The sequence below is a fragment of the Lysinibacillus sp. JNUCC 51 genome (genome assembly GCF_015999525.1).
In the GTDB taxonomy this organism is placed as follows: Bacteria; Bacillota; Bacilli; order Bacillales_A; family Planococcaceae; genus Lysinibacillus; species Lysinibacillus xylanilyticus.
Map to the genome: position 1 here is coordinate 2,295,677 of NZ_CP065545.1, position 12,306 is coordinate 2,307,982.

Below are 12,306 nucleotides of genomic sequence, written 5' to 3' on the forward strand. Positions count from 1 at the left end.
TATTATTGATAACTCCATATTTTCATATTATAACGAAAAGAAAAAAATAAACAGCAATATAAGTAACGGCAAACCAATTACGATATAGCCTCGTGGATTTGCAAAGTTCATCGTCCAACCTACCCCAAAGCGTTTCTCTACAAAAACGGAAGGATCTTGACGATTCACATAAATTAATCCGCCCTTCCAATAGCGATCCTCATCAACATCCATTACTTCTGAAACGACATTGTCTCCATAGTTCACCCTCTGCTTACGTTTTTTCCATGCGTAGACAAGGACTGAGCCCAGAACAAGCAATAAAAACAAAATAAATACCGGTAATAGCCTATTTCCTGTAGTCATTGAAGGATAGATATTGCTTAGCTGTAATACTGTAAATAATATAGTAAAACCATAGCTTAATAACATAATGCTCCAGCTCATATACTTTCGACTTTTTAGCTGATCTTCCAATGATTCTTCTTTACGATTAACAGCCAACTTGATTGCTGAACGTTTTATAGAATCTACAGTTCCCCACATCATACATTGCACCATCAGCATAACAAGCGGCAATGAAACCGCCGTAAAATATGTTTTGCTTCTCCAAGAATCCGCTTCACCGTTAGGTCCCCAATGTACCGCAATGTGATCTGGGATTTGGTCATAATGGCGGAACGTAAAGATAATTAGAAACACCGTAACACCAAATGGGATTACATAAAATGGCCAAGGGAGCATTTCATCACGACTACGAGCCGTTAAGTCGACTGCACGAACTTGTTTTATATTTAGGCCCCATTGCTCTTCCTTTTTAAGTTTTAAAACCTTTTGATGGCTTTTCCAATATAATGTCATACTGACTGCAAGCATTGCAAATAAGCATCCTAGCAGTAAAATACTTTGCATGAACTCAGATTGTGCAAAGTAATAATAGCAAACAATCATCGTCATTAATAAAATGACACCCGATATTCCAACGAATTGAGCATACTGCTTTTTCATATTACGTAATGCAGGATGTTTTACATTTTGTTCAGGTACTGTAACGCCAAAAACAATTGTCTCACGTACTATATATGGCACAAAAACTTGTAGAGCTAATGCTATGATGTAGACGGTTGAAAAAACGCCAAGTAGCATTTACTACACCCCTTCTGCAGGTATTTGCAAATCAGAAAATACCTTTTTTATCATGTGCTCGATTTGTTCAGCTGTTGCGCCAAGCACCATTCCTTCTACCACAACAGGCTTTAAGTTTTTTTCAATTTGTTGTAATTGTTCAGGAGTTAACGCTCGCTCCTCTGCTGAACGAATGATAGCACCTGATTTGGCTCTAATTGTAATGATCCCCTTTTCCTCTAGCTCATGATAGCTTTTATTAACCGTGTGCATATTTACGCCTAGATCGGCTGCTAAATTACGTACAGACGGCAAGGTATCTCCTGGCTTCATTTCCCCTCTTGCAATCCCTTCCATAATTTTTCGGGTTACCTGTTCATAGATTGGTACATCAGACTGTGGTTCTATTTGAATATACATTACTATCATCTCCATAATTGTTATACAGATAATATAACAAATAATCATTCTTTATGCATGATGAAAGGGACAATTATAAAGAGTTCTTAACAGTTTCAATAAACTTTTGCACAAGTACACTGTGCTTTTCATTCTCGCCGTAGTTAAATAATTGAAAAGGGAGATGTCTCAGAGACATCTCCTTTCAACTCAACAATAGCTATTTCGTAACTATTGCAAATGCATCATGAATTTCATCAACTACCGGTGTCGGTCGAAGAACATTTTTTTGAAGATAAAAAAATGCCTTACAAGCTCCCCATCTAAGCTCGTAAGACATCATTACCCTATTTAAATCTCTCTACTTAATTAATAGACCCCTTTTTTGTGTTCATTTTTTAGTAAGGAACGGGGGAACAGACCCCGCCCCTTACAATAGTGGAATAAGGTGGACTCCATTCGAGTTTAGTCCACATCAATTTAGGAAAATCGGATATGTTCGTTTAGTAGATTCGTATCTCAAATCAATTTCTTTCAGCGATTGTTGAAAGCGAGTTAAGCTAATTTTTCGTAACCTGGAAGCGTCAAGAATTCCGCAAATTCATCTTGTTCAATTAAAGATTTAAACAGCTCTGCAGCTTCTTCATAGCGACCACCGTTATAGGTTTGTTCCCCAACAGCCTCTTTAATTTTCACAAGCTCTTCCTCCAAGATAGATAGTACAAAGTCCAATGTAATGCCACGACCATCATCTAAGATACCTTTTGGATGACGAATCCATTGCCATACTTGTGTACGAGAGATTTCTGCAGTTGCAGCATCCTCCATTAAGTTGTTAATCGGCGCAGCTCCGTTGCCTCTTAGCCAAGAAGCAATGTACTGAACCCCTACACTACAGTTAATACGAAGACCCTCTAGTGTAATTGTCCCCTCTGGAACAGCTACTAAATCTTCCGCCGTAACATTTACATCCTCACGCTTTTTATGGATTTGGTTTGGTGTCGTCATAATCGCGTCAAACTGTTCCATAGCTGTTGCAACCATACCAGGATGCGCTACCCAAGTACCATCGTGGCCATCTGTTGCCTCGCGACGCTTATCTTCTGCAACCTTTGCAAAGGCTACAGCATTCGCGTCGTCATCCCCTTTAACAGGGATTTGTGCAGCCATACCGCCCATCGCAGGAGCATTACGTTTATGACATGTTTGAATACATAAAGACGTATATGCCTTCATGAATGGTACAGTCATTGTTACTTGCCCACGGTCCGGTAAAATTACTTCAGGTTGATTGCGTAGACGTTTGATATAGCTGAAAATGTAATCCCAGCGTCCACAATTCAGACCAGCTGAATGTTCACGTAATTCATACAAAATTTCATCCATTTCAAATGCAGCTAAAATTGTTTCGATTAAGACAGTAGCCTTAATTGTCCCTTGTGGAATTCCAATATAGTCTTGTGCAAACACAAAGACATCATTCCATAACCGTGCCTCCAAATGGCTTTCAAGCTTAGGTAAGTAGAAATAAGGCCCCGTCCCTTGTGCCAATGCATTTTTAGCATTATGGAATAAATACAGACCGAAATCAAAGAAACTACCAGAGATCGGCTCGCCATCAACTAGTACATGCTTTTCAAGTAAATGTAGACCACGTGGACGAACTAATAACACAGCTGTGTTTCCGTTTAACTTATACGTTTTACCATTAGATGCTTGTGTAAACTCAATTGTTTTATTAATAGCATCACGCATATTAATTTGACCGCCAATCATGTTTTCCCATGTCGGAGCAGATGCATCCTCAAAGCAAGCCATAAACATTTTTGCGCCCGAGTTTAATGCATTAATAACCATTTTACGGTCAACAGGCCCTGTAATTTCTACACGACGGTCATGCAAATCTGCTGGAAGTGGTGCAATTGTCCAATCTCCCTCACGGATCTGCTTTGTTTCTGGTAAGAAGTCGAGTTTCTCACCTGCATCAAGGCGCTTTTGACGTTCTTGACGAGCCTCTAATAGCTCTTTTCGACGAGCATCAAATTTTTCGTGCAGGGCAAGAACAAACTCAAGGGCTTCTGGTGTTAAAATTTCTTTTGTTTGCTCGTTTTGTTCCCCAACAATTTTAAGCTTACCTGTTATTACTTGTTCCATCAGTTGTTTCCCCCACCTTTGCGATTTTAAGTAGTCATCCCCCGCTTTAGGAGGAGCGGAGGAGACTAATCTATGATTATGAATTTAGGAATACGCGTACTTATGAAACTTAAACGAATTGTTCTGTCTCTGTAGAACCAGCCATAGCTGTTGTAGAAGAAGTACCGCCAGAGATAGTTTGAGATACTTCATCAAAGTAGCCAGTACCTACTTCACGTTGGTGACGTGTAGCTGTGTAGCCTTTTGATTCTGATGCAAACTCAGCTTGTTGTAGCTTAGAGTATGCAGCCATACCATTATCTTTATAATCATGTGCAAGCTCAAACATAGAGTGGTTTAATGCGTGGAAACCAGCTAATGTTACGAATTGGAATTTATATCCCAATTTACCTAACTCGCGTTGATATTCTGCGATTTCTTCTTCTGATAAATTTGCTTTCCAGTTGAAAGAAGGTGAGCAGTTGTATGCTAGTAATTTTCCTGGGAATTCAGCATGAATAGCTGTCGCAAATTCACGAGCCTCCTCAAGGGATGGTTTAGAAGTTTCACACCAAATTAAATCTGCATATGGCGCGTAAGCTAAACCACGAGCAATCGCTTGTTTGATGCCTGGTTTTGTACGGAAGAAGCCTTCTGGAGTACGTTCACCAGTAATAAACTCAGCATCACGTGGATCGATATCAGATGTTACCATATCAGCAGCATCAGCATCTGTACGAGCGATTAAAATTGTATCAACACCCATTACGTCTGTTGCAAGACGAGCAGCAACTAGGTTACGAACAGCATTTTGTGTTGGAAGTAACACTTTACCACCTAAGTGACCACACTTTTTCTCAGAAGCTAATTGGTCTTCTAAGTGAACACCAGCAGCTCCTGCTTCAATCATTCCTTTTACAAGCTCAAATACGTTTAGAGGACCACCGAAGCCAGCCTCAGCATCTGCTACGATTGGAGCGAACCAGTCAAATTGATCTACACGTCCTTCAGCGTGGTCGATTTGGTCTGCACGTTGTAAAGCTTGGTTAATACGCTTAACTACTGCTGGAACAGAGTTTGCTGGATATAAGGATTGGTCAGGGTACATTTGACCAGAAAGGTTAGCATCAGCAGCAACTTGCCAGCCTGATAAGTAGATTGCTTTTAATCCCGCTTTTACCTGTTGTACAGCTTGATTACCAGTCAATGCACCTAATGCATTAATGAACGGTTCTTCGTGTAAAGATTTCCATAGTCTAGCCGCACCTTTAGTTGCTAAAGTTTGTTCAAGTACAACAGAGCCCTGTAGCTTAACAACCTCTTCAGCTGAATATGTGCGTTCAATACCAGCCCAACGAGGGTTCTCTGCCCATTGTTTTTCTAATGCTTGGATTTTTTCTTGACGTGTTGACATATTGAAATTCCACCTTCCCCTTTGTATACAATATACTCTGTTAAAAAACTTTTAATTTGCTGTTCCATAACAGGTTTATTTGTTATAAATTAATATATAACAGCGCATCTGAATTTTCATTATTTTTAGATAAAATACCAAATTTTAATGATGAAACCGCTTTTTTTGGCGACGAAATTTGGTAAACTGTTTACAAACAAGGGGGATATTCACAATGAATAATGAGTTTAATTCTTTGCCAAAAGATATTTCACTACAGTTTATTTCAATGTTAAAAGACTGGGTTCCAGCCAATTCATCCATTGCAATTGCTGCTGAAAACACCTATATCTATTTTCATTCTGGACATCAAAACATTAACTTGGAAATAGGTCAACAAGTACAGTCTGGTAGCATTGCCGAACAAGTACTACGCACGAGGAAACGAACAGATGCCGTATTAGATAATTCTTTATTCGAAACGCCGTATTATGGGATAGGTTATCCTATAAACATATTAGATGTGCCAGCAGCACTTGTGGTAGTATTACCTTCAACCTTTACTGAGAAGAAATTGGAGCCCTTTCAATTTTTAACTGGCAAGCAAGAAGAGGAATGGAATCCTGTTGCAATTGAAAAAATCTCTTATATTGAAAGCCTGCAGAAAAAAACGTGGTTTTATGTGGAGGGGGAACAATTTAAAACAAGTATTACTCTTAAAGAACTTCAAATGCGTCTACCGTCATCTTTTATTCGCATTCACAGGTCTTACATTGTTAATATTCATTTCATAAAAAAAATGTCTCGTGATCTTGCTTCTAATTTTATTGTCACTTTAAAAGATGGTAGTGAACTACCCGTTAGCCAATCTTATTTAAATAATCTTCGTAACGCTCTTGAATTTTAGATTTTACCTTAGCGTAATTGTTGTTGCTGTCGCTTCGCTTTCGCACAGAAAACATTTGTTGCTGTCGCTTCGCTTTCGCACAGAAAACATTGCTGACTGAAGCTAAAAGGCTGTCCTATACATTTGTTGTATAAGACAGCCTAAAAATAAAAAAGCCTGAGAAAAAAATTCTCAGACTTTAGATTGCCTAGCGACGTCCTACTCTCACAGGGGGAAGCCCCCAACTACCATCGGCGCTAAAGAGCTTAACTTCCGTGTTCGGTATGGGAACGGGTGTGACCTCTTTGCCATCATCACTAGACTTATTTAATTGAAAGAATTATTCTTTCAAAACTGGATAAACGGTGCATTGAATGTTTCAAACGTTTTGGTTAAGTCCTCGATCGATTAGTATTCGTCAGCTCCATGTGTCACCACACTTCCACCTCGAACCTATCTACCTCATCGTCTTTGAGGGATCTTACTTACTTGCGTAATGGGAAATCTCATCTTGAGGGGGGCTTCATGCTTAGATGCTTTCAGCACTTATCCCGTCCACACATAGCTACCCAGCGATGCCTTTGGCAAGACAACTGGTACACCAGCGGTGTGTCCATCCCGGTCCTCTCGTACTAAGGACAGCTCCTCTCAAATTTCCTACGCCCACGACGGATAGGGACCGAACTGTCTCACGACGTTCTGAACCCAGCTCGCGTACCGCTTTAATGGGCGAACAGCCCAACCCTTGGGACCGACTACAGCCCCAGGATGCGATGAGCCGACATCGAGGTGCCAAACCTCCCCGTCGATGTGGACTCTTGGGGGAGATAAGCCTGTTATCCCCGGGGTAGCTTTTATCCGTTGAGCGATGGCCCTTCCATGCGGAACCACCGGATCACTAAGCCCGTCTTTCGACCCTGCTCGACTTGTAGGTCTCGCAGTCAAGCTCCCTTGTGCCTTTACACTCTACGAATGATTTCCAACCATTCTGAGGGAACCTTTGGGCGCCTCCGTTACCTTTTAGGAGGCGACCGCCCCAGTCAAACTGTCCGCCTGACACTGTCTCCTGCCCCGCTAAGGGGCATGGGTTAGAATTTCAATACAACCAGGGTAGTATCCCACCGACGCCTCCTTCGAAGCTGGCGCTCCGAGATCTCTGGCTCCTACCTATCCTGTACAAGTTGTACCAAAATTCAATATCAGGCTACAGTAAAGCTCCACGGGGTCTTTCCGTCCTGTCGCGGGTAACCTGCATCTTCACAGGTACTATAATTTCACCGAGTCTCTCGTTGAGACAGTGCCCAGATCGTTACGCCTTTCGTGCGGGTCGGAACTTACCCGACAAGGAATTTCGCTACCTTAGGACCGTTATAGTTACGGCCGCCGTTTACTGGGGCTTCAATTCGCAGCTTCGCTTGCGCTAACCACTCCTCTTAACCTTCCAGCACCGGGCAGGCGTCAGCCCCTATACGTCACCTTACGGTTTTGCAGAGACCTGTGTTTTTGCTAAACAGTCGCCTGGGCCTATTCACTGCGGCTCTCATGCGCTTGCACGCTCAAGAGCACCCCTTCTCCCGAAGTTACGGGGTCATTTTGCCGAGTTCCTTAACGAGAGTTCTCTCGCACACCTTAGGATTCTCTCCTCGACTACCTGTGTCGGTTTGCGGTACGGGCACCTCTCACCTCGATAGAGGCTTTTCTTGGCAGTGTGAAATCAGGAACTTCGTCCATACGGACTCGCCATCACAGCTCAACGTTACAGTGTGCGGATTTGCCTACACACACGCCTTACTGCTTGGACGCGCATATCCAACAGCGCGCTTACCCTATCCTACTGCGTCCCCCCATTTCTCAAACGGTGAGGAGGTGGTACAGGAATATCAACCTGTTGTCCATCGCCTACGCCTATCGGCCTCGGCTTAGGTCCCGACTAACCCTGAGCGGACGAGCCTTCCTCAGGAAACCTTAGTCATACGGTGGACGGGATTCTCACCCGTCTTTCGCTACTCATACCGGCATTCTCACTTCTAAGCGCTCCACCAGTCCTTCCGATCTGACTTCAACGCACTTAGAACGCTCTCCTACCACTGACATCGTAGATGTCAATCCACAGCTTCGGTGAATCGTTTAGCCCCGATACATTTTCGGCGCAGCGTCACTCGACCAGTGAGCTATTACGCACTCTTTAAATGATGGCTGCTTCTAAGCCAACATCCTGGTTGTCTGTGCAACGCCACATCCTTTTCCACTTAACGATTACTTTGGGACCTTAGCTGGTGGTCTGGGCTGTTTCCCTTTTGACTACGGATCTTATCACTCGCAGTCTGACTCCCGTGTATAAATATCTGGCATTCGGAGTTTGTCTGAATTCGGTAAACCGGGATGGCCCCCTAGTCCAAACAGTGCTCTACCTCCAGTATTCTCATCACGAGGCTAGCCCTAAAGCTATTTCGGAGAGAACCAGCTATCTCCAAGTTCGATTGGAATTTCTCCGCTACCCACACCTCATCCCCGCACTTTTCAACGTGCGTGGGTTCGGGCCTCCAGTAAGTGTTACCTCACCTTCACCCTGGACATGGGTAGATCACCTGGTTTCGGGTCTACGACCACGTACTATTTCGCCCTATTCAGACTCGCTTTCGCTGCGGCTCCGCCTTCTAAAGCTTAACCTCGCACGTAATCGTAACTCGCCGGTTCATTCTACAAAAGGCACGCTATCACCCATTAACGGGCTCTAACTACTTGTAGGCACACGGTTTCAGGATCTCTTTCACTCCCCTCCCGGGGTGCTTTTCACCTTTCCCTCACGGTACTGGTTCACTATCGGTCACTAGGTAGTATTTAGCCTTGGGAGATGGTCCTCCCGGATTCCAACGGAATTTCACGTGTTCCGCCGTACTCAGGATCCACTCAGGAGAGAACGAACTTTCGACTACAGGGCTTTTACCTGCTCTGGCGGACCTTTCCAAGTCGCTTCATCTAACTCGCTCTTTTGTAACTCCGTATAGAGTGTCCTACAACCCCAAGAGGCAAGCCTCTTGGTTTGGGCTCTTCCCGTTTCGCTCGCCGCTACTCAGGGAATCGATTTTTCTTTCTCTTCCTCCAGGTACTTAGATGTTTCAGTTCCCTGGGTCTGCCTTCAAGACGCTATGTATTCACGTCAAGATACTACGCGATTAAACGTAGTGGGTTCCCCCATTCGGAAATCTCCGGATCAAAGCTCACTTACAGCTCCCCGAAGCATATCGGTGTTAGTGCCGTCCTTCATCGGCTCCTAGTGCCAAGGCATTCGCCGTGCGCCCTTAATAACTTAACCAAGTTATTAAGCCTATAAAAAAACTTAAAAAATAAATGTGTTTGTTACAATTTCAATGTCGTTTTATCCAGTTTTCAAAGAACAAATTATTGGTGGAGCCTAGCGGGATCGAACCGCTGACCTCCTGCGTGCAAGGCAGGCGCTCTCCCAGCTGAGCTAAGGCCCCAAGAGGTATATATGGTGGGCCTAAATGGACTCGAACCATCGACCTCACGCTTATCAGGCGTGCGCTCTAACCAGCTGAGCTATAGGCCCTCTTAGAAGTTTATAATTATTTATAAACCTTCAAAACTGAACGCAAAACGTAATCTTACAAACCCTAGGTTTGTATTCCGAAAATATCCTTAGAAAGGAGGTGATCCAGCCGCACCTTCCGATACGGCTACCTTGTTACGACTTCACCCCAATCATCTATCCCACCTTCGGCGGCTGGCTCCAAAAGGTTACCCCACCGACTTCGGGTGTTACAAACTCTCGTGGTGTGACGGGCGGTGTGTACAAGGCCCGGGAACGTATTCACCGCGGCATGCTGATCCGCGATTACTAGCGATTCCGGCTTCATGTAGGCGAGTTGCAGCCTACAATCCGAACTGAGAACGACTTTATCGGATTAGCTCCCTCTCGCGAGTTGGCAACCGTTTGTATCGTCCATTGTAGCACGTGTGTAGCCCAGGTCATAAGGGGCATGATGATTTGACGTCATCCCCACCTTCCTCCGGTTTGTCACCGGCAGTCACCTTAGAGTGCCCAACTAAATGATGGCAACTAAGATCAAGGGTTGCGCTCGTTGCGGGACTTAACCCAACATCTCACGACACGAGCTGACGACAACCATGCACCACCTGTCACCGTTGTCCCCGAAGGGAAAACCATATCTCTACAGTGGTCAACGGGATGTCAAGACCTGGTAAGGTTCTTCGCGTTGCTTCGAATTAAACCACATGCTCCACCGCTTGTGCGGGCCCCCGTCAATTCCTTTGAGTTTCAGTCTTGCGACCGTACTCCCCAGGCGGAGTGCTTAATGCGTTAGCTGCAGCACTAAGGAGCGGAAACCCCCTAACACTTAGCACTCATCGTTTACGGCGTGGACTACCAGGGTATCTAATCCTGTTTGCTCCCCACGCTTTCGCGCCTCAGCGTCAGTTACAGACCAGAAAGTCGCCTTCGCCACTGGTGTTCCTCCAAATCTCTACGCATTTCACCGCTACACTTGGAATTCCACTTTCCTCTTCTGCACTCAAGTCCCCCAGTTTCCAATGACCCTCCACGGTTGAGCCGTGGGCTTTCACATCAGACTTAAAGGACCGCCTGCGCGCGCTTTACGCCCAATAATTCCGGACAACGCTTGCCACCTACGTATTACCGCGGCTGCTGGCACGTAGTTAGCCGTGGCTTTCTAATAAGGTACCGTCAAGGTACAGCCAGTTACTACTGTACTTGTTCTTCCCTTACAACAGAGTTTTACGATCCGAAAACCTTCTTCACTCACGCGGCGTTGCTCCATCAGGCTTTCGCCCATTGTGGAAGATTCCCTACTGCTGCCTCCCGTAGGAGTCTGGGCCGTGTCTCAGTCCCAGTGTGGCCGATCACCCTCTCAGGTCGGCTACGCATCGTCGCCTTGGTGAGCCGTTACCTCACCAACTAGCTAATGCGCCGCGGGCCCATCTTATAGCGACAGCCGAAACCGTCTTTCAGTATTTCGCCATGAAGCAAAATAGATTATTCGGTATTAGCCCCGGTTTCCCGGAGTTATCCCAAACTACAAGGTAGGTTGCCCACGTGTTACTCACCCGTCCGCCGCTAACGTCGAAGGAGCAAGCTCCTTCTCTGTTCGCTCGACTTGCATGTATTAGGCACGCCGCCAGCGTTCGTCCTGAGCCAGGATCAAACTCTCCATAAAAAGAAATTTGATTAGCTCAAATTGTTTTGCTGGCATCATGTTTGATGTCCAAAATTTTGTTTCTTTTACTAACTCAAGGTTAGCTACTAAAAACTTTATTGATTACGTTTTGCTTGTTCAGTTTTCAAGGTTCATTTGTTTTAATTGGTGGAGCCTAGCGGGATCGAACCGCTGACCTCCTGCGTGCAAGGCAGGCGCTCTCCCAGCTGAGCTAAGGCCCCATATAAATTATATTTTTAGGAAATGGTCGGGAAGACAGGATTCGAACCTGCGACCCCTTGGTCCCAAACCAAGTGCTCTACCAAGCTGAGCTACTTCCCGTTTGTTATATTGGCGCGCCCGACAGGAGTCGAACCCATAACCTTCTGATCCGTAGTCAGACGCTCTATCCAATTGAGCTACGGGCGCTAATTATTAAAATAAAAAATGGTGCCGAGGGCCGGAATCGAACCGGCACGGTAGTCACCTACCGCAGGATTTTAAGTCCTGTGCGTCTGCCAGTTCCGCCACCCCGGCACATTTGGAGCGGAAGACGAGGTTCGAACTCGCGACCCCCACCTTGGCAAGGTGGTGTTCTACCACTGAACTACTTCCGCATGTGCATAAGATTTATTTATCCTGGCAATTATGAAATTTAAAAAATATGGTGCGGGTGAAGGGAGTCGAACCCCCACGCCTTGCGGCGCTAGATCCTAAGTCTAGTGCGTCTGCCAATTCCGCCACACCCGCATATTTTGTTGGCAATTTAAATGGTGAGCCATGAAGGACTCGAACCTTCGACCCTCTGATTAAAAGTCAGATGCTCTACCAACTGAGCTAATGGCTCAAAACTATGGTGCCGGCTATAGGAATCGAACCCACGACCTACTGATTACAAGTCAGTTGCTCTACCTGCTGAGCTAAACCGGCAAATGGTGGAGGATGACGGGCTCGAACCGCCGACCCCCTGCTTGTAAGGCAGGTGCTCTCCCAGCTGAGCTAATCCTCCTGGGTAATATGCCTAGCGACGTCCTACTCTCACAGGGGGAAGCCCCCAACTACCATCGGCGCTAAAGAGCTTAACTTCCGTGTTCGGTATGGGAACGGGTGTGACCTCTTTGCCATCATCACTAGACTATTTTAAAGACAAGATTTATTATAACACATTTTGTTATAATTGCAAGCTTTTTTTAAAA

Annotated in this window: 5 protein-coding genes, 11 tRNA genes and 4 rRNA genes; 1 reads left to right on the forward strand and 19 read right to left on the reverse strand. The window is 45.0% G+C overall.

From position 1 onward, the window contains the following. Positions 1-27: 27 nt before the first annotated feature. The 4 genes from JNUCC51_RS10995 to aceA all read right to left on the reverse strand — a co-directional run bounded on the left by JNUCC51_RS10995 (position 28) and on the right by aceA (position 5,050). Positions 28-1,125 carry a DUF1648 domain-containing protein gene (locus JNUCC51_RS10995; RefSeq protein ID WP_337992009.1) on the reverse strand — a complete coding sequence of 366 codons (1,098 nt, stop codon included), beginning with the start codon at positions 1,123-1,125 and terminating at the stop codon, positions 28-30. A 3-nt stretch (positions 1,126-1,128) separates the two neighbouring features. Further along, a complete protein-coding gene (locus JNUCC51_RS11000; protein WP_337992010.1) occupies positions 1,129-1,524 on the reverse strand; it encodes a GntR family transcriptional regulator in 396 nt (131 codons plus the stop codon). Positions 1,525-2,058: 534 nt separating this feature from the next. Further along, positions 2,059-3,657, reverse strand: a complete 1,599-nt coding sequence (aceB, locus tag JNUCC51_RS11005) for a malate synthase A (protein WP_337992011.1) — start codon at positions 3,655-3,657, stop codon at positions 2,059-2,061. A 109-nt stretch (positions 3,658-3,766) separates the two neighbouring features. After that, entirely contained in the window at positions 3,767-5,050 is a 1,284-nt protein-coding gene (gene aceA, locus JNUCC51_RS11010) for an isocitrate lyase (RefSeq protein ID WP_337992012.1), read from the reverse strand. Positions 5,051-5,264: 214 nt separating this feature from the next. On the opposite strand from aceA, the gene JNUCC51_RS11015 reads away from it, so the two are divergent. Continuing rightward, positions 5,265-5,936, forward strand: coding sequence for a LytR/AlgR family response regulator transcription factor (locus JNUCC51_RS11015; protein WP_337992013.1), 672 nt, complete (start codon positions 5,265-5,267; stop codon positions 5,934-5,936). A 185-nt stretch (positions 5,937-6,121) separates the two neighbouring features. Here the strand turns inward: JNUCC51_RS11015 and rrf (JNUCC51_RS11020) are convergent. The 15 genes from rrf (JNUCC51_RS11020) to rrf (JNUCC51_RS11090) all read right to left on the reverse strand — a co-directional run bounded on the left by rrf (JNUCC51_RS11020) (position 6,122) and on the right by rrf (JNUCC51_RS11090) (position 12,245). Beyond that, positions 6,122-6,237, reverse strand: a 5S ribosomal RNA gene (gene rrf, locus JNUCC51_RS11020). Between the two features lie 66 nt (positions 6,238-6,303). Next, positions 6,304-9,231 (reverse strand): 23S ribosomal RNA (locus JNUCC51_RS11025). A gap of 90 nt (positions 9,232-9,321) precedes the next feature. After that, positions 9,322-9,397, reverse strand: a tRNA-Ala gene (locus JNUCC51_RS11030). A gap of 12 nt (positions 9,398-9,409) precedes the next feature. Continuing rightward, positions 9,410-9,486 (reverse strand) — tRNA-Ile (locus JNUCC51_RS11035). A 93-nt stretch (positions 9,487-9,579) separates the two neighbouring features. Next, positions 9,580-11,131 (reverse strand): 16S ribosomal RNA (locus JNUCC51_RS11040). A gap of 145 nt (positions 11,132-11,276) precedes the next feature. Next, a tRNA-Ala gene (locus JNUCC51_RS11045) sits at positions 11,277-11,352 on the reverse strand. 23 nt (positions 11,353-11,375) lie between these two features. After that, positions 11,376-11,452: transfer RNA gene (locus tag JNUCC51_RS11050), tRNA-Pro, on the reverse strand. 10 nt (positions 11,453-11,462) lie between these two features. Beyond that, positions 11,463-11,539, reverse strand: a tRNA-Arg gene (locus JNUCC51_RS11055). Between the two features lie 19 nt (positions 11,540-11,558). After that, a tRNA-Leu gene (locus JNUCC51_RS11060) sits at positions 11,559-11,647 on the reverse strand. A gap of 5 nt (positions 11,648-11,652) precedes the next feature. Beyond that, a tRNA-Gly gene (locus JNUCC51_RS11065) sits at positions 11,653-11,727 on the reverse strand. A 48-nt stretch (positions 11,728-11,775) separates the two neighbouring features. Continuing rightward, positions 11,776-11,860, reverse strand: a tRNA-Leu gene (locus JNUCC51_RS11070). A 21-nt stretch (positions 11,861-11,881) separates the two neighbouring features. Next, positions 11,882-11,957: transfer RNA gene (locus JNUCC51_RS11075), tRNA-Lys, on the reverse strand. Positions 11,958-11,964: 7 nt separating this feature from the next. After that, positions 11,965-12,040: transfer RNA gene (locus tag JNUCC51_RS11080), tRNA-Thr, on the reverse strand. Positions 12,041-12,043: 3 nt separating this feature from the next. Then, positions 12,044-12,119, reverse strand: a tRNA-Val gene (locus JNUCC51_RS11085). A gap of 10 nt (positions 12,120-12,129) precedes the next feature. Further along, positions 12,130-12,245, reverse strand: a 5S ribosomal RNA gene (gene rrf / locus JNUCC51_RS11090). The 16S, 23S and 5S rRNA genes sit together here with 11 tRNA genes alongside, the layout of an rRNA operon. Positions 12,246-12,306 lie beyond the last annotated feature (61 nt).

What these genes read in the sequence shown, in the direction of transcription:
- JNUCC51_RS11015 (WP_337992013.1), top strand. Translation starts at nt 5,265, where the DNA reads ATGAATAATGAGTTTAATTCTTTGCCAAAAGATATTTCACTACAGTTT.
- JNUCC51_RS11000 (WP_337992010.1), bottom strand. Translation starts at nt 1,524, where the DNA reads ATGTATATTCAAATAGAACCACAGTCTGATGTACCAATCTATGAACAG.
- aceA (WP_337992012.1), bottom strand. Translation starts at nt 5,050, where the DNA reads ATGTCAACACGTCAAGAAAAAATCCAAGCATTAGAAAAACAATGGGCA.
- JNUCC51_RS10995 (WP_337992009.1), bottom strand. Translation starts at nt 1,125, where the DNA reads ATGCTACTTGGCGTTTTTTCAACCGTCTACATCATAGCATTAGCTCTA.
- aceB (WP_337992011.1), bottom strand. Translation starts at nt 3,657, where the DNA reads ATGGAACAAGTAATAACAGGTAAGCTTAAAATTGTTGGGGAACAAAAC.